The sequence below is a fragment of the Serratia symbiotica genome (assembly GCF_000821185.2).
GTDB classification, from domain to species: domain Bacteria; phylum Pseudomonadota; class Gammaproteobacteria; order Enterobacterales; family Enterobacteriaceae; genus Serratia; species Serratia symbiotica.
Genome location: NZ_CP050855.1, coordinates 1,864,605 through 1,881,218 on the forward strand (window position 1 = coordinate 1,864,605; position 16,614 = coordinate 1,881,218).

General features: G+C 54.2%; 15 protein-coding genes. 3 read left to right on the forward strand and 12 right to left on the reverse strand.

Features of this window, described 5'->3' with window-relative positions; genetic code table 11:
• From uvrB to bioB, 5 genes are all read right to left on the reverse strand, one after another.
• Entirely contained in the window at window positions 1–2,016 is a 2,016-nt protein-coding gene (gene uvrB / locus SYMBAF_RS09300) for an excinuclease ABC subunit UvrB (RefSeq protein ID WP_040264909.1), read from the reverse strand.
• A gap of 834 nt (window positions 2,017–2,850) precedes the next feature.
• Window positions 2,851–3,525 (reverse strand): dethiobiotin synthase, encoded by a 675-nt coding sequence (gene bioD, locus SYMBAF_RS09305; protein WP_040264908.1) that lies wholly within the window; start codon window positions 3,523–3,525, stop codon window positions 2,851–2,853.
• Entirely contained in the window at window positions 3,518–4,285 is a 768-nt protein-coding gene (gene bioC / locus SYMBAF_RS09310; RefSeq protein WP_040264907.1) for a malonyl-ACP O-methyltransferase BioC, read from the reverse strand. Before bioC ends, bioD begins: the two co-directional genes overlap by 8 nt.
• Window positions 4,269–5,420, reverse strand: a complete 1,152-nt coding sequence (gene bioF, locus SYMBAF_RS09315; protein ID WP_040264906.1) for an 8-amino-7-oxononanoate synthase — start codon at window positions 5,418–5,420, stop codon at window positions 4,269–4,271. The genes bioC and bioF overlap by 17 nt, the downstream gene beginning before the upstream one ends.
• On the reverse strand, window positions 5,420–6,457 hold the full coding sequence (bioB, locus tag SYMBAF_RS09320) for a biotin synthase BioB (protein WP_040264905.1): 1,038 nt from the start codon (window positions 6,455–6,457) through the stop codon (window positions 5,420–5,422). The genes bioF and bioB overlap by 1 nt, the downstream gene beginning before the upstream one ends.
• A gap of 89 nt (window positions 6,458–6,546) precedes the next feature.
• Here bioB and bioA point away from each other — a divergent pair, with 89 nt between their 5' ends.
• Window positions 6,547–7,821 carry an adenosylmethionine--8-amino-7-oxononanoate transaminase gene (gene bioA / locus SYMBAF_RS09325; RefSeq protein ID WP_040264904.1) on the forward strand — a complete coding sequence of 425 codons (1,275 nt, stop codon included), beginning with the start codon at window positions 6,547–6,549 and terminating at the stop codon, window positions 7,819–7,821.
• Between the two features lie 121 nt (window positions 7,822–7,942).
• Window positions 7,943–8,425: a kinase inhibitor gene (locus SYMBAF_RS09330; RefSeq protein WP_040264903.1), complete on the forward strand. Its 483-nt coding sequence runs from the start codon at window positions 7,943–7,945 to the stop codon at window positions 8,423–8,425.
• Between the two features lie 782 nt (window positions 8,426–9,207).
• Here SYMBAF_RS09330 and SYMBAF_RS09335 read toward each other — a convergent pair.
• The 3 genes from SYMBAF_RS09335 to pgl all read right to left on the reverse strand — a co-directional run bounded on the left by SYMBAF_RS09335 (window position 9,208) and on the right by pgl (window position 12,592).
• Window positions 9,208–10,101, reverse strand: a complete 894-nt coding sequence (locus tag SYMBAF_RS09335; protein ID WP_040264901.1) for a hypothetical protein — start codon at window positions 10,099–10,101, stop codon at window positions 9,208–9,210.
• Window positions 10,102–10,220: 119 nt separating this feature from the next.
• Window positions 10,221–10,604 carry a hypothetical protein gene (locus SYMBAF_RS09340; protein WP_152609093.1) on the reverse strand — a complete coding sequence of 128 codons (384 nt, stop codon included), beginning with the start codon at window positions 10,602–10,604 and terminating at the stop codon, window positions 10,221–10,223.
• Window positions 10,605–11,596: 992 nt separating this feature from the next.
• On the reverse strand, window positions 11,597–12,592 hold the full coding sequence (pgl, locus tag SYMBAF_RS09345) for a 6-phosphogluconolactonase (protein ID WP_040264899.1): 996 nt from the start codon (window positions 12,590–12,592) through the stop codon (window positions 11,597–11,599).
• A 175-nt stretch (window positions 12,593–12,767) separates the two neighbouring features.
• Here pgl and SYMBAF_RS09350 point away from each other — a divergent pair, with 175 nt between their 5' ends.
• Entirely contained in the window at window positions 12,768–13,592 is an 825-nt protein-coding gene (locus SYMBAF_RS09350) for a pyridoxal phosphatase (RefSeq protein WP_040264898.1), read from the forward strand.
• Window positions 13,593–13,611: 19 nt separating this feature from the next.
• On the opposite strand, the gene modC is transcribed toward SYMBAF_RS09350, so the two are convergent.
• From modC to SYMBAF_RS09370, 4 genes are all read right to left on the reverse strand, one after another.
• Window positions 13,612–14,679 carry a molybdenum ABC transporter ATP-binding protein ModC gene (gene modC, locus SYMBAF_RS09355; RefSeq protein WP_040264897.1) on the reverse strand — a complete coding sequence of 356 codons (1,068 nt, stop codon included), beginning with the start codon at window positions 14,677–14,679 and terminating at the stop codon, window positions 13,612–13,614.
• A complete protein-coding gene (gene modB / locus SYMBAF_RS09360; RefSeq protein WP_040264896.1) occupies window positions 14,680–15,369 on the reverse strand; it encodes a molybdate ABC transporter permease subunit in 690 nt (229 codons plus the stop codon).
• The gene (modA, locus tag SYMBAF_RS09365) at window positions 15,366–16,136 is read right to left on the reverse strand and encodes a molybdate ABC transporter substrate-binding protein (RefSeq protein WP_040264895.1); all 771 of its coding nucleotides are present in this window, start codon (window positions 16,134–16,136) and stop codon (window positions 15,366–15,368) included. The genes modB and modA overlap by 4 nt, the downstream gene beginning before the upstream one ends.
• A 203-nt stretch (window positions 16,137–16,339) precedes the next feature.
• Entirely contained in the window at window positions 16,340–16,492 is a 153-nt protein-coding gene (locus SYMBAF_RS09370; RefSeq protein ID WP_006708183.1) for an AcrZ family multidrug efflux pump-associated protein, read from the reverse strand.
• Between the last annotated feature and the right edge of the window lie 122 nt (window positions 16,493–16,614).

Consider the following 16,614-nt stretch of genomic DNA (forward strand, 5'->3'; position numbering starts at 1 on the left):
TCACGAACGGGCGATAAATTGCTCGCGCAGGTGGTGGATTTCGTCGCGCAGTGCGCCGGCCTGCTCGAACTCCAGGTTTTGCGCATGGCTGTACATCTGCGCTTCCAGCTCACGGATTTTGTGCTCCAGCGCTGCTGGCGTAAGACTTTGGTACTGAGCGGCGTTTTCGCTGGCCTGGCTTTTACCTTTACCCTTGTGACGCTTGCCCGGCTGCTGGCCCAGTTGCAGGATATCGCCAATCTTCTTGTTCAGCCCCTGTGGCACAATGCCGTTTTCTGCGTTGTACGCCTGCTGCTTAATACGCCGCCGCTCGGTTTCACCGATCGCTTTGGCCATCGAGTCAGTGATGCGGTCACCGTACAGGATCGCTTTACCATTGAGGTTACGCGCCGCACGGCCGATAGTCTGGATCAATGAGCGTTCAGAGCGCAGGAAGCCTTCTTTGTCTGCGTCCAAAATTGCCACCAGAGACACTTCAGGCATGTCCAGCCCCTCACGCAACAGGTTGATGCCCACCAGCACGTCAAATTCACCCAGGCGCAGGTCACGAATGATTTCAACGCGTTCCACGGTATCGATATCTGAGTGCAGGTAGCGCACGCGTTCACCGTGTTCCTCCAGGTAGTCGGTCAGGTCTTCTGCCATGCGCTTGGTCAACGTGGTTACCAGCACACGCTCGTTGAGCGCTACCCGTTTGCGGATCTCCGAGAGTAAATCATCCACTTGGGTGGTAACCGGGCGCACTTCCACTTCCGGATCCAGCAGCCCGGTGGGGCGCACCACCTGATCGATAAGATCACCACCGGATTTCTCCAGCTCATATTTACCCGGCGTGGCGGATACATACAGGGTCTGCGGTGCCAGCGCCTCAAACTCTTCAAAGCGCAGCGGGCGGTTATCCAGCGCCGACGGCAACCGGAAACCGTACTCCACCAGGGTTTCCTTGCGCGAACGATCCCCTTTGAACATGCCACCAATCTGCGGGATAGTGACGTGAGATTCATCCACCACCAACAGGCCGTCTGTTGGCAGGTAGTCAAACAGCGTCGGCGGCGGCGCACCTGCACTGCGCCCGGACAGGTAGCGCGAATAGTTTTCAATGCCTGAGCAGTAACCCAGTTCATTCATCATTTCCAGATCAAACTGAGTACGTTGGCTTAAGCGCTGTTCTTCCAGCAGCTTGTTGTTAGCCAACAGCACTTGGCGACGCTCGGCCAATTCGGCTTTGATTTCCTCCATCGCCTGGAGTATCCGCGTGCGCGGCGTTACATAGTGTGACTTGGGGTAAATAGTAAAACGCGGCACCACCTGTTCGATCTGCCCGGTGAGCGGATCAAACAGCGACAACCGTTCCACCTCATCGTCGAACAACTCAACGCGCAGCGCCAGATCGTCCGACTCTGCTGGAAAGATGTCAATCACCTCGCCGCGCACGCGGAAGGTGGCGCGTTGGAAAGCCTGATCGTTACGGCTGTACTGCAATTCCGCCAGCCGACGTAAGATGGCGCGCTGATCGATGATCATACCTTGGTTCAGGTGCAGCATCATCTTTAGGTACAGATCTGGATCGCCCAGGCCGTAGATCGCCGAGACGGAAGCCACCACCACCACGTCACGGCGTTCAAGTAACGCCTTAGTGGCGGAAAGCCGCATTTGTTCGATGTGTTCGTTCACCGAGGCATCTTTTTCGATAAAGGTATCGGAACTGGGTACGTAAGCTTCTGGCTGGTAGTAGTCGTAGTAAGAAACAAAATACTCCACCGCATTTTCAGGAAAGAACCCTTTCATCTCACCGTATAACTGCGCTGCCAGCGTCTTGTTGGGTGCCAGCACCATGGTGGGTCGATTAAGATCGGCGATCACATTAGCGATAGTAAAGGTTTTGCCTGAACCAGTGACCCCCAACAGCGTCTGGTGAGCCAGGCCATCTTCCAGCCCCGCTTCCAGTTTACGGATTGCCTCCGGTTGATCGCCAGCCGGTTTGAAATCCGCATGAAGTTTGAAAATTTTACTCATTGCTTCGGCTGCCTTGTGGAGATATACGCGGACAAATGATCGTCGGGGGAGGTGCCGAGTGACCCACCCTGTTGAGTATGGAAAGCGGCGGTAATTTACGCCAGTGCTTATGTGACTGGGTATAAAACCAGACTCGAGCGGAAGTTGCCACTTTAGCGTGCATTAGCCCGGAGTGGCTACCCTTCTTAGCGTGATCCTGCCATAACATTTTTGGTATCAGTGATAGATTTATCCACAGAATTTATCTCAAATTACCCTATTTATAGTTCTGGGGTATAACACGTACATAAAAATCCGATCAATAGTCAGTGGCTTGATTTTAAATAACAAGTTGATATATAACAACTTAATTAAAAAGCCGAGAATGGCGGCAAAGCGTATAAACCCGCGTCCCCTCTCGCTTTACGCCGCTTTTCTAAACCTAATACACATGGTTGTCCACAGGAATAGTGGATAACTCTTATCATCCCGCCCATGACGGGAGTTGCAGAAATATTATTTTTCACTTTTCCGAACAGCTAAACGACCTTTTTAGTTATTTTTTATAAAAATATCCTTTTTTTTATGCCAATTAATGCTAAAAATCCTATTTTGAAGTCATTTCAAGCCCTGTCCGGCAGGTTGCAAGCAGCCAAATCGTTTGCCTAATAACGATGCGTACAACTTGGGAAGTGTGCAGGCCGTGTCCGCGTTAACGTTTCCCGCCCTATTGCCCCCAACATCCAGCGGACATCAGCAGCGCGCTAGGATATATCCCCCCTGGGAACCCCATTGAACCATTGAGCAATGCTACTCTGGCAATTCAATGAGGAAACCCAAGCTGCCCCAGCAGGATTACAACTGGCTGATATCTAAATACGGCCCCAGAGTCTGGCGCTCAACATCAGGCAAATGGGGGATCTCGCCCAGCAACGGCGCTGACAGCATACGGCACAACGTTGCCAGGTATTCCTCATGCCGTTTGCCGGGCACAATGACATCGTTGGCGATCCAGCCAACCAACGGCAAACCCGCTTGCCAAATCGCCTGCGCACTCAGCAACGCGTGGTTGATGCAACCCAACTTGACACCCACCACCAAAATCACGGGCAGTTGTTCCCTACGTACCCAGTCAGCGAAAGTGTATTGCAGCGACAACGGCGTGAACCATCCCCCCGCGCCTTCAACCAGCAGCCAGTTGGCTCGCAGTTCCAGATGGCGTAAACCAGCGGAAAGCCGCGCCAGTTCGATTGGCCGACCTTCAGCGGCGCTGATGATATGTGGCGAGGTTGGTTCGGTAAAAACGTAAGGATTCACTTCGTCGTAGCTTAGTGCCACGCTGCTGTTGGCCTGTAACGCCAGCGCATCACCATTGCGCCATCCCTCGGCGGTCATTGCACTGCCAGAGGCCACCGGCTTGTAGCCAGCACTGCGGTAACCCGCCCGGTTAGCCGCTTGTAGCAGCGCACGACTGGCCACGGTTTTGCCCACTTCGGTGTCGGTGCCGGTGACGAAGTAACGTTTAATCACGGTAAATCACACCATATATGAGATGATAACTAAGCGGGAATTGCCCCTGAAGGCGCGGATAGGCCGCTTGCAATGCGGCAAACTGTCGGCGTGACATCAGCCCGCTTTCGCGCCCTTGATGCAAGTGCGTCGCACCGATGCCCTTCAGTGAGCGCATCAGTGCCATCACATCCGGGTAGTTCAGGGTTCGCCATTGCGCCTCAAGACAGTGGCGGTAGCCCGCACAGGCAGCATCAATAGCCGCCAGCGGCAGAAAATCGTTCACATGACGCTCGCCATCTACCTGCTGCCAAGCATCGCCCAATTCATGCAGCGAACCCTGCGCCAGCGTGGAAAACAGGATCGCGCCACCAGGACGCGTTACCCGATACAGTTCTGTCAGTGCCACCGACAGATCGCTGCACCACTGCACCACCAGGCTACTGAAGCAAATGTCCATCACCGCAGAAGGTAAAGGCACTTGCTCAATATCCGCCAACAAATAGTGATCCGCCGCCTGCTGCTGGCGGGCAAACGCCAGCATGCCCGGTGCCAGATCGAGCGCGGTGACCTGCTTCCCCAGCGCACGCCAACGGCGGCTGAAATAGCCGGTGCCGCAACCAGCATCCAGCAGTTGCACGCCCGGCAGATCTTTCCCCATCCCCAGCAAACGCTCACCGACTTCACGCTGCACCGTCGCCAGCGCATCATAGCTGCCAGCCGCCCGACTGAAGGCCGATGCCACTGCCTGCTTGTTCACCCACTTAAACGTTGACGCCATGCAAGACCTCCAGTAGGCGATCAATATCCTGTGGCTGGTGGGCGGCGGTCAGGGTGATGCGCAAACGTGCGCCACCCGGTTGCACCGTGGGCGGGCGGATGGCGTTCACCCACAGGCCATGCTCACGCAAATGCTGCGCCAGATCGAGGGTGCGCTGATTATCACCCACCCACAGCGGCTGGATGGCGGTATCGGACGCTGTCAGCGCCAACGACAACTGAGCCGCCCCTTGGCGAAAGCGCCGGATGTTGTCCTGCAACCGGGCGCGCAATGCGTCGCCCTGCTGAATGCGCCGTAGCGCCGCCCGCAGTGCGCAGGCCTGCGCTGGCGGCATCGCGGTGCTGTAAATCAGGTGGCGGGCGAACTGTAGCAGGTATTCTGCGGTGGGTTCGTCGCACAACACGGCCGCGCCACTGATACCAAACGCCTTGCCAAAGGTCACCACTAATAGTTCTGGCCGCACCCCCTGCTGCCAGCAACTGCCGCGTCCCTGCTCGCCGCACACGCCAATGCCGTGCGCATCATCCACCATTAGCCAGGCCCCTGCCGCACGGGTCAGACTATGTAGCGCCGCCAGCGGTGCGCGATCGCCGTCCATGCTGAACACCCCTTCAGTCACCGCCAACCGCTGCCCTACACAGGGTTTTGCCAACAGATTAGCCAGCGACTGCGGGTGGTTATGACGAAAACGGCGCAACGGCGCTGGCGACTGGCTGGCCGCTTCCAGCAGCGAAGCGTGGCTGAGACGATCGGCCAGAATGCGATCGCCCGCCTGCATCAATGCCGCCAGCAGCGCCTGATTAGCGGCATAGCCGGAAATAAACAGCAACGCACGCGGAGAGCCGAGCCACTCCGCCAACTGCTGTTCCAACGCCTGATGCGCGGTGCAAAAGCCGGTGACGTGGCCGGAGCCACCGCTGCCCACACCATACTGTCGCGCTCCCTGCTGCCAGGCGGCGATCACCTGTGCATCCTGGCTCAGGCCCAAATAGTCGTTGCTGGAAAAATTCAAATAATGTTCACCGCCAAGCTGAATTTGGCGAGCATTACCGCCTCGATTCACCTGCCGCTGGCGGTAAGTCGCGCTTTGCCGTCGCTCATCCAGTGCTTGCGTGATGCGTTGTTGCCAGCTCATCACAACGCCGCGTTGTAAAATTGAGCGCTATCGGCATGCATCAGTTGCTCAGTCAATACTTGCTGTTGCTGATTATCGCCGTACTCGGTGGCAGTCTGTTGCGGATTCAGCCCCAGCTTGCGGAACAACCGCAGATCCTTGTCTTCTTCCGGGTTAGACGTAGTCAACAGCTTGCAGCCGTAGAAGATCGAGTTGGCTCCAGCCATAAAGCACATTGCCTGAGTCTGTTCGTTCATCTGTTCGCGCCCCGCAGAGAGACGCACGTAGGAAGCGGGCATCATGATGCGCGCCACCGCAATGGTACGGATAAAATCGAACGGATCGATGTCCTCATTGTCCGCCAGTGGAGTACCTTTCACTTTCACCAGCATGTTGATCGGTACGCTCTCCGGTGGCTTTGGCAGGTTAGCCAGTTGCACCAGCAGCCCGGCGCGATCGCGTACTGTCTCGCCCAATCCGACAATACCACCGGAGCACACTTTAATGCCCGCATCACGCACCTTGTCCAGCGTATCCAAGCGTTCTTGATAGCTGCGGGTAGTGACGATACTGTCGTAAAACTCCGGGGAGGTGTCGAGGTTATGGTTGTAATAATCCAGCCCGGCCTGCGCCAGCCGTTCGGCCTGGCTACCCTCCAGCATGCCCAGCGTCATACAGGTTTCCATCCCCAGCGCTTTCACCCCCTGCACCATCTGCTGCAAATACGGCATATCGCGCTCATGGGGGTTTTTCCACGCAGCCCCCATACAGAAGCGGGTAGAACCGGCCGCCTTGGCCTTGCGGGCGGCCTCCAATACCTGGGCCACCTGCATCAAACGTTCTGACTCCAGGCCGGTTTTATAGCGCGAGCTTTGCGGGCAATATTTGCAATCTTCCGGGCAGGCCCCCGTCTTGATCGACAGCAACGTGCTGACCTGAACCTGGCGCTGATCAAAGTGCTGGCGGTGTACTGTCTGCGCCTCAAATAACAGCTCAAGCAACGGTTTATCAAACAGGGCCTGGGCAAGACCCACTGTCCAGTGAATGCGATCGGCCATTATGGCGTCTCCAAAACGAATAAAGTGTCGTCAGTGTAAATATTGTGGATATACTGTCAACCATTCTTAATTCAAATTGGTTTACAATCATGTCTGTCACCCAGTCTGACTTGGCGTTCGACCAGCACCATATCTGGCACCCCTACACCTCTATGAGCCATCCATTGCCCTGCTATCCGGTTGAAGCAGCCGCTGGCGTTGAGTTGCATCTGGCTGATGGGCGGCGTCTGGTAGATGGCATGTCCTCCTGGTGGGCGGCGATCCACGGTTATAACCACCCACAGTTGAACCTGGCTGCCACACAGCAGTTGGAGAAAATGTCGCATGTGATGTTCGGCGGTATTACCCACCCCGCCGCCATCGCGCTATGCCGTAGGCTGGTGGCGATGACGCCGCAGGCGTTGCAATGCGTATTTTTGGCGGACTCAGGTTCAGTGGCAGTAGAAGTGGCGTTGAAGATGGCGCTGCAATACTGGCAGGCACGCGGAGAACGGCGGCAGCATATGCTGACCCTGCGCCACGGTTATCATGGCGATACCTTTGGCGCGATGTCGGTGTGCGATCCCGACAACTCGATGCACCGCTTGTATCAGGGCTTCCTCGCCCAGCATTTGTTTGCCCCTGCGCCGCCGTGCCGCTTCGATGAAGAGTGGAATGAACAAGACATTGCGCCGTTCGCCGCGTTGCTGCAACAGCACGCTGACGAGGTGGCCGCTGTGATCCTCGAACCCATAGTACAAGGCGCTGGCGGTATGCGCATCTATCACCCAACCTACCTCAAGCGGGTACGCGAACTATGCGACCATTATCAGGTACTGCTGATAGCCGATGAGATAGCCACCGGCTTTGGCCGTACCGGCAAGCTATTTGCCTGTGAGCATGCCGGGGTGGTGCCGGACATTCTCTGCTTGGGCAAAGCGCTGACTGGCGGCTACATGACGCTTTCCGCCACCCTGACCAGCCGCCAGGTCGCGGACACCATCAGCAAAGGTGCCGCTGGCTGCTTTATGCACGGGCCAACCTTTATGGGCAACCCGCTGGCCTGTGCGGTGGCTGAAGCCAGCTTGACGCTACTGGCAGAAAATCGCTGGCAGGCACAGGTAAACGCTATCGAAACGCAGCTTAAACAGCAGTTGTTGCCCTTGGCTACACAGCCAAAAGTGGCGGATGTACGGGTGTTAGGGGCCATTGGAGTGGTGGAAATGCGCAAACCGGTAGATGTAGCGCAGTTACAGCGCGAATTCGTCGAGCGCGGAGTGTGGCTACGGCCGTTCGGCACGCTGATTTATCTGATGCCTCCCTACATTATCGAGCCGGAGCCGCTTAGCCGTCTGACTGCGGCGGTAGCGGCCGCAGTGCGCTGAAGCAACAGATTCGGCTGCCGATAACCCGCGTCTATAGCCTATTGCCGACGATGGACTTGCATTGTTCTAGCCAAACGACCTAACTTAAAAGCTCCATTCTTACCGACAACTGGAGGTCTTTATGGCTTTTCGCTTGTACAGCAACGACTTGCAAGACGGCGCAAAAATGCCCGCGCAACAGGTATTCAATGGCATGGGCTACCACGGCGGCAACCTATCGCCACACCTGGCCTGGGATGGCGTACCGGAAGGCAGCAAAAGCTTCGTGATCACCCTTTACGATCCCGATGCCCCAACCGGTTCCGGCTGGTGGCACTGGGTGGTAGCCAATATTCCGCAGGACACGCGTGAATTACCGCAAGGTGCGGGTTCCGGTAAGGCTTCGCTGCCAGCCGGCGCCATTCAAACCCGTACTGACTTCGGTTCAACCGGTTACGGCGGCGCAGCCCCCCCGCAGGGCGAGAGCCACCGTTATCAGTTCATCATACATGCGTTAGACGTAGACAGCATTGAAGTGGATGAAGGTAGTAGCGGGGCGCTGGTGGGCTTTAATGTGCACTTCCACCACCTCGGCAGCGCCACCCTGACGGTGAAATACACCTGATTTTCCGCCAGTAAAAAGGGCGCATGGCTGCGCCTCAGGCTGCTGACAAAGTGCTGTCAGATCCGGTAGCGGTAACTTAACCACCTCATCATGGCAATATAAATCAATAAGTTAAGCATCATCAACTCTCGAATAGGAGGCGGGTTCGCTCCCGCCGACCTCTCACACCTTCAACGACTTCCCTTTCCCATCAGCATTATTATCCAAGTAACGTCATGCTCTCTCTTTTTGTCATCATCTCATGCGCTACGGCTGCTTTTGTATGTCGCTTTTATCGGTCAATATCAGTTCTGTGCTGAATAATCGAGAGCGTTTAGAATTCTGTGTCACGTTAAAAATCATTACTGTAATAGTCTAATCGCCGCTGCCCGGCATATTCACCGGGAAAAAGATGCTACTTATGGTAGTCGACGAATGTGTACTGAACGCCGGGAGCAGGGTTTTACCCTTGGCCGCTGGAAAGTCCCACAGGTGAAAGGGATTTTTTGCAGTATGAGTCGCGGTGGGAACTGCCTGGATAATGCGCTGACGGAGAGATTTTTTCGTAGCCTGAAATCAGATCGAGTGAACTGGCGTCGTTAAGAAAGTCGGTGTGCAGGAGCGCGGGACGTGATGGAATACCTCTTATTTTATCACAGCCGTCAGCGTCATTATCGCCTGGGAAATATCAGCCCGGATGAGTATGAGCATCGCTTAAAGAATATATCTGAAAAAGTATCCGGTTTGAGTTGACCGTTACACGTCAAAATTAGCCATCACATGCTCTCTGTAAAAGAACAATTTTACAAAATGATCAATATCTTGAATACATGATCTAATAACCTGGTTAGCGTCTTAGGCTGAGAGACAATCAATGGAAATCCGTTATCCTGCACTACGTCTTTATCTTCCAAGCGGAAACCATGTTTTTTTCCGGTTTCTGTTACATAGAACACACCATCTTTATTGATTACATCCGGCTCATCAGCTTTAAAAGTCACCTCGCTGGCGGTGTTAACAATAAAATTATTCTGTCCCTGACTTACATAGGTGGAGAACTTAGTGGCCTGACTCTGATGCGCAGTAGTTTTATTTTGACCGAAGTTGTTCACAATTGACTCCAGATATTCGAAATTAGCTTTATGACTAAAAGAGTAACCGGAATCAAGCTCATATTTCAGAAAGCCCGGATCCAGTACAGAGCGGGAAACATTACCACTATTGAGAATGCGTAAAGCGGTAGCCGCATCCTTTTGAGTAAATTCAATTGTTTGTTTATGCCCGGCTTTATCATAGGTATTACCGGTATTAAGGTTACCCGATTCGCTACCAAACTTCCTGTATTTTCCCAAATCACGCGCTAAATCGTCTACATAGCGAAGGTCAGTTCCCTGATCTTGTGCCTGCGCGTAGAGATCTGACAACATATTGCGATCGCCCTGGGTCAGGAAGTTCACTGCATTCATGCCCGATGCTTCTTTCGTTAATTGTGTCTGCACCGGCGGGATGGTGTTTGTGTTGCCAAACAGACGGGAGATCATCAGCCCCTGACCACTTATCTTCGTTTGGCCCGAAAAGGTTGATTGTGCTAGCGTGGCACGGCTTGCTACGGCAGGCGGGGAGCCGGTTGTTTTAGCAACGTTACCCAATGTGCTTTTTACATCGCTACTAACATTGGTTGATTTTTCGACTTTCATAATTTGGTTCACTCCAGCCTGTTTAAAAATTATTTGGCACTTAGCGATTAGTAGCTATATGTATAGGTGATATTTTCCTGACGTGAAGGCTTAAGTCGCGAACTAGGTGTGCATGATTTCTATTCCTGCTCCGTTATCGAAGGTAAACTATTAAAATCAGGGGTGGCCGAAGTTGATCCACTCGTTACGCCCCTACACAGGGATGGAGCGGCAGTATATGGGCGGTAATAGCAGAGTTGTACTGTGTCAGTCAATGAAACTGGATAAGCGGCAATTGAATAGGCAACGCTAGACAGAGTATTAGGTTTGTTAACTGTGGCAGACGAGAAATTTGATGGGGAAAGAATAAAAAAGGTGATGGCTGGCATGCCGCGTCCATCCGAAAGGACAGTGAACATTTTCGCAGCGGCTGTTTTAGAGATAGAATTTGTTGCCGCTGAGGTCGGCAGCGAGGCCATTGATGCTGCAACCAGCAGGGACAAAGAAACTAACTGCTTATTCATGTAAATATCCTGAATCCATTTAGTTTTTAGTCATTAAAAACGGACGTGCAGGGGTTACTTCTCGCAGCACATTCCCTGCATTAACCAGTAGCTTCATCGGCGCAGTGTAAGGAGTACCGATTGTGCAACTGCCGGGTTGTAGCATGTTTCACACCTTAACGAGAGCAACGGCAGCGAAGTGGAAAGCTTTAGGAAAAATGTTGCAAAAGGATAAAATAATCGTAGATACGGGAGTGTAAAAAGATCGTAAGCACACGGTGAACTTAAGAGTGTTCAGAATGCTGTGCCACGTTAAAAATCATTATTGTAATGGCCCAATCGCCGCTGCCCGGCATATTCACCGGAAAAATGATGCTACTTACGGTAGTCGACGGAGGTGTACCGAAAACTGGCAGCAGGGTTTTACCGTCGGCCGCTGGAAAATACGGCAGGTGAATGGGATCTTTTGCAGTATGAGTCGCGGTGGGAACGGCCTGGATAATGCGCTGACGGAGAGATTTTTCCGTAGCCTAAAATCAGAGTGAGTGAACTGGCGTCGTGAAGAAAGTCGGAGTGAAAGAACGCGGGACGTGATGGATTACCTGTATTAGCTCAGACCTGATCTGACAGTTACCGCTTATTTTATCACAGCCGTCGGCACCATTATCGCCTCTGGGAAATATCAGCCCGGATGAGTATAAGCATCGCTTAAAGTGTCCGGTTTCAGTTGACCGTTACAACCGCATCACCCCACTGTCATGCCTAAGCCGCTTCCTGTTCGTCAGGCCAGCATTTTGCTTTCAGCTTTCTTTAGATCCCACCTTGCGATGAGCACCTGGCTGTTCAGCTAACCCTTCCCCTCATCAGGTGTGTAGAGGACTTTCACCTCCCAGTTGCCCTTTAACCCCCACAGTCAAAGGACAGCGCCCGCCAAGGCGCATTAGAAACAAACCCTAGAAAGACATCATCTGGGGTTTGTCTCAATCTGGAGCGCATTGCTGCGCCTTCGTCGGTTATTGCGCCAATACGCTCACCCACATCGGGCCTTTGCCCACCGGATAACGCGCCAGCGTACTCAGTTTGCCGCTGCTTTGGTCAATCTCATGCACCACAATATGGCCAGACTGCTGACAGGCCGAAATTACGAAGCGACCGCTGTGGTCGATGTTGAAGCCGCGCGGCTGCACTTCGGTTGGATGATGACCAACCACCGACAGCGTGCTGCCGTCTGCGGAAATGCTAAAGATAGTCAGAATACTCGCAGTGCGCTCGCTGGTATACAGGAAGCGGCCATTTGGCGTGATATGAATATCCGCCGCCCAGCGCGTGCCAGCAAACCCCACCGGCATGATGTCCAGCGTTTGCGTCACACGGTATTTGCTGCCATTTTCCGAGATGGTCAACACGTCCACCGTACCGTCTAACTCGTTCACACAGTAGGCATACTTGCCGTTAGGGTAGAACGCCATATGCCGTGGGCCAGCACCAGTGGCAGTGTTTACGGCTTCCTGCACATGCGTCGTCAATTGGCCGTCCAAGCCAAGGTTGAACAAACGGATGCGGTCTTCCTTCAAGCAAGGCACCAGCAAGCGTTGATTAGCCGGATCGATATTGGCAGAGTGCGGTGTAATCGGGCCGTCGATCTGCTGGATAGGTGCCGTTACCACGCCGTCATGACCAATCTGGCTGACGCTGACGCAATTGCCGCTGTAGGAGACAGAAAACAGGTAGCGCCCCAGCAAATCGGTGGAAATATAGCTTGGGCTACCCGGCAACGGTGCTATACCAGCCTGGCATAACGTACCGTCCGCCTGAATGCGGTAGCTGACAATGCTAAATAGTGGGCGCACGCCGACATACAAATGGCTTTTATCTGGGTGGATGGCCATCGGTTGCCCTTGCCCCGGCACATCAACAGTCTGTAGCAGCGCCAGCGCGCCAGCATCGTCCAACTGCCAGACATGAATTTGCTGGCTTTCCGGGCTGCCAACATAAACAACTTGCTTCATTTATTCTCCTTGCAAGGATAAAAGATAAACCGATTCAGTTGCTCGGTTTCCCTGACTTATTTTTACATCGACGACCTAACAGCCCTGTTGTTCACCTGAAATCTACGCAGTTTTATCCCTCACTTATCCGGTGTACTATCAGGTTAGTTTTGTCGCTAACAATAATGGGATCCCTATGAACTACCGTGTTATCGCCCTCGATCTGGACGGCACCTTGCTGGATAACCAAAAACGCATTTTGCCGCAGTCACTGGCTGCGCTGGCGGAAGCGCGCGCCGCCGGTGTCGAGGTGGTGGTGGTCACGGGTCGCCACCATATCGCCATCCATCCGTTCTATCAAGCGTTGCAGATAACAACCCCGGCCATCTGCTGCAATGGCACCTATCTGTATGACTTTCAGCAGAAAAAAGTGTTGGCAGCCGATCCACTGCCGCAAGACCAGGCCAGGCTAGTGCTGCAAATGCTGAAACAGAGCGATATCAACGCTCTGATGTATGTGGATGATGCCATGCTGTATCAGGTGCCAAGCAGCAATGTTATCCGTTCGCTGGCCTGGGCAGAGACATTGCCAAAGGCACAACGGCCAACGCTACAGCAGGTTAACAGCCTGGCTCAGGCCGCTGACGAAGCACAATCCATTTGGAAATTTGCCCTCTCGCACGCGGATATCCCGGCGCTGCGCCACTTTGCCGAGGCGCTGGAAAAAGAACTGGGGTTAGCCTGCGAGTGGTCGTGGCACGATCAGGTAGATATCGCCAAAAGTGGTAACAGTAAGGGCAAACGCCTTCAACAATGGGTTAGCGCCCAGGGCTTGAGCATGGATCAGGTGGTGGCGTTTGGGGATAACTATAACGACCTCAGTATGTTGGAGGCGGTCGGTTTGGGGGTAGCGATGGGCAATGCCGATGACGCGATCAAAGCGCGTGCTGATCTGACCATCGCCGATCACATGCAGCCCGGCATCGCCGAGGTGATCCGCACGCGGGTGTTGGGGCAGTAAAATTTTGTCTCCCACATTTTCAGCGTAGCTCGCGGCTGATGGCGACACTTTTCACCAGCGCATACAACCACTTTCCGGGGCAGATCGCCAGTTCGTCACGCGCCCAGGGCGTGATACAGGCCCACAGCACATGTTCCCCCAGCGCCAACTTCACTTCAACCTGGCCGTTAACCTCCATGCACTCACTCACCTTCGCCAACAATACATTGCGGATGCTGCTGTTGATCGGCGGTTGCAACACCAGCGATACTTCGGCGGCGTTGATACGGATGCGCAGTTGGCTGCCCAACGCGGCGTCGATGCCGCTAATCCACAAGCGCTGTTCACCGAGAGCCAGCGCGCTCATGGCGTAGCGCGGATGATGTTCGACTACGCTGACGAGCAGCACGCTGTTCTGATCCTCACGTTGCAACCATGGACGCAGTACGCTGCTGGCCCAAACCGCCTCCAGGCTGCCAAACGCCCGCACTTGACCGCGATCCAGCACCATCACCTGTTCGGCCAAGCGCAAGATCTCATCCATACTGTGGCTGACATAGAGAATGGGAATATTGACGTCCTGTGCCAGTCGCTCCAAATACGGCAATAGCTCGCGCTTGCGCGGCAGATCTAACGAGGCCAACGGCTCGTCCATCAGCAACAATTCCGGTGCCGTTAATAGGGCACGGCCAATCGCCACCCGCTGCTTTTCGCCGCCGGACAACGTGAGCGGCAACCTGTGTAACAACGGCCCGATGCCTAACAGTTCCACGATGTCATTCAACTGGGTACGCATGCCAGCCGCCATGCCATATTGCAAGTTGCCGCGTACTCGATAATGCGGGAACAAGCGAGCATCCTGAAACACATAGCCGATGCGGCGTTTTTCCGGCGGCAAACATACCCCGCTGACGGTGTCCACCAATGAGCGACCGTTGAGCGCAATACGTCCCTGCTGCACACGCGCCAAGCCAGCAATCGCATTAATTAATGAGGTTTTACCTGCCCCAGACAAACCGAAGATAGCGGTAACACCCTGTGCTGGCAGATCGGCGCAGATATCCAGTTCGAGGTCGCCCAGCCGCTGTGAAAAATCCAGCTCCAGCATTTATATCCCCATCCGGTTACGGCTCCAGCGAGCCAGCCACTCGGACACCATCAGCGCAACCAGCGACAGCACGATGGCGATCACACACAGGCGCGCGGCGGCAGTTTCCGCCCCCGGTGTTTCAATCAAGGTGTATATCGCCAAGGGAAGGGTACGGGTCTCGCCGGGAACGTTGGAAACAAAGGTAATAGTGGCGCCAAATTCACCCAGCGAGCGGGCGAAGGCCAATACCACGCCGACGATCACACCGGGCAAAGACAACGGCAACGTGATGGTGAAAAATACCCGCCACGGGGTGGCTCCCAGCGTACGCGCCGCCTGCTCCAACCTGATGTCCACCGCCTCCAACGCTAGCCGGATGGCGCGCACCATCAACGGAAACGCCACCACAGCAGAAGCCAACGCCGCCCCACGCCAACTAAAGCTGAAGCTGAAACCGAACCAGTCATACAGTTTCTCACCTATCACGCCACGCCGCCCCATGGCGATCAACAGCATGTAACCCACCACCACCGGCGGTAACACCAGCGGCAGGTGGATAACCCCCTCCAGTAGCGCTTTGCCGGGAAACTGGCAGCGCACCAGGAGCCAAGCCATAAGAATGCCAAATGGCAGGCTACAGATCACCGCTAACACAGACACTTGCAAGCTCAGTTCAACCGCCTGCCACTCGTACTCACTCAGCATCATTTGCGCGGGATGAATCCATAATGCTTAAAAATAGCTGCCGCTGCCGGGCTGGTCAGATAGCTATAAAAAGCATTGACTGCCGGGGTACGGTGATCTTTAACTATCGCCATAGGATATTCAACCGGTTTATGGCTACCCTCTGGGAAGCGCCCGACCACCTTGACCTTGTCGCTGGCTATCGCGTCAGAGCCATAAACGATGCCCAGCGCTGCTTCACCGCGTTCCACCAACGCCATGGCGCTGCGAACGTTATTGGCGCGTGCCAACTTAGGCTCCAGCGCACGCCAGAGGCCGAGGTTCTGCAACGCTTCTTTGGCGTAGATACCAGCAGGCACATGATCGGGATCGCCCACCGCCAGGCGGCCACCATTCAGTAACGCGCTCCAGTCAGTCTGCTTGTCGAGGGTGACTTTCTGCTGTTTAGCGTCTTGAGGTGCGATCAGCACTAGCTCGTTGTCCAGCAGTGTATAACGGGTATCTTTCACCATTTGCTGCTTATCAATCGCATAATCCATCCATTGCTGATCGGCGGAGATAAACAGATCGGCCGGTGCCCCTTGTACAATCTGACGCGCCAAGGTTGACGACGCAGCAAAGGAAGACATCACCTGCACATCTGTGTCTTTTTGATACTGGCTGGCGATGTCCTGTAGTGCGTTAGTCAATGATGCGGCAGCAAACAGGGTAATTTTCTCCGCCGCCGCCTGCATCACCAGGCAGGATGCTATGACAAAACCACCAACCCATTTGATCAATTGCTGTTTCATGGTTTTTCTCCGTAAGTTAACGCGTATTATCACTCTTCGTTATATAAAAATCATATGACTGGAGTGAGCGAGAAAAGCTCACACCCAGGCAACTTGAAGTCTGATGGGGACAACCGCGTGCGCTAGCTTATCACGCGGTTGATCGATAGGGAGAAGATAACACCCACCGAACAGTGCCGACAGGCATTGAAGGGGGAAGACACTTAGTGCGTTTGACGGCGATTTTCTTTTGAACGGCCAAGGCTGGAAAAGCGGTTGAACACTTCTGCCAAACCGTAAATCAGACCGAGTATGATGGCCATAACCACCGGCACCATTACCACAGCAAACAATAGACTTTTCAATAATTCCAGCACGGTAGCCTCACTTAACTGCCTATTGAGCGACAATGCACGCCGCTGCGAAATGAGTAGTTTAACCTAAAATATCGGCAAAACGCGGTTATTTTAGACACAGGGAAAAATTAGTAACCGCCCAC

Excerpts from the sequence above, each read along its gene's own strand:
- SYMBAF_RS09335 (WP_040264901.1), bottom strand. The coding sequence starts at position 10,101 with ATGAAAGTCGAAAAATCAACCAATGTTAGTAGCGATGTAAAAAGCACA.
- modC (WP_040264897.1), bottom strand. The coding sequence starts at position 14,679 with ATGCTGGAGCTGGATTTTTCACAGCGGCTGGGCGACCTCGAACTGGAT.
- pgl (WP_040264899.1), bottom strand. The coding sequence starts at position 12,592 with ATGAAGCAAGTTGTTTATGTTGGCAGCCCGGAAAGCCAGCAAATTCAT.
- bioA (WP_040264904.1), top strand. The coding sequence starts at position 6,547 with ATGTCTGTCACCCAGTCTGACTTGGCGTTCGACCAGCACCATATCTGG.
- bioB (WP_040264905.1), bottom strand. The coding sequence starts at position 6,457 with ATGGCCGATCGCATTCACTGGACAGTGGGTCTTGCCCAGGCCCTGTTT.
- SYMBAF_RS09350 (WP_040264898.1), top strand. The coding sequence starts at position 12,768 with ATGAACTACCGTGTTATCGCCCTCGATCTGGACGGCACCTTGCTGGAT.
- bioF (WP_040264906.1), bottom strand. The coding sequence starts at position 5,420 with ATGAGCTGGCAACAACGCATCACGCAAGCACTGGATGAGCGACGGCAA.
- modA (WP_040264895.1), bottom strand. The coding sequence starts at position 16,136 with ATGAAACAGCAATTGATCAAATGGGTTGGTGGTTTTGTCATAGCATCC.
- uvrB (WP_040264909.1), bottom strand. The coding sequence starts at position 2,016 with ATGAGTAAAATTTTCAAACTTCATGCGGATTTCAAACCGGCTGGCGAT.
- bioC (WP_040264907.1), bottom strand. The coding sequence starts at position 4,285 with ATGGCGTCAACGTTTAAGTGGGTGAACAAGCAGGCAGTGGCATCGGCC.
- SYMBAF_RS09330 (WP_040264903.1), top strand. The coding sequence starts at position 7,943 with ATGGCTTTTCGCTTGTACAGCAACGACTTGCAAGACGGCGCAAAAATG.
- modB (WP_040264896.1), bottom strand. The coding sequence starts at position 15,369 with ATGATGCTGAGTGAGTACGAGTGGCAGGCGGTTGAACTGAGCTTGCAA.
- SYMBAF_RS09340 (WP_152609093.1), bottom strand. The coding sequence starts at position 10,604 with ATGAATAAGCAGTTAGTTTCTTTGTCCCTGCTGGTTGCAGCATCAATG.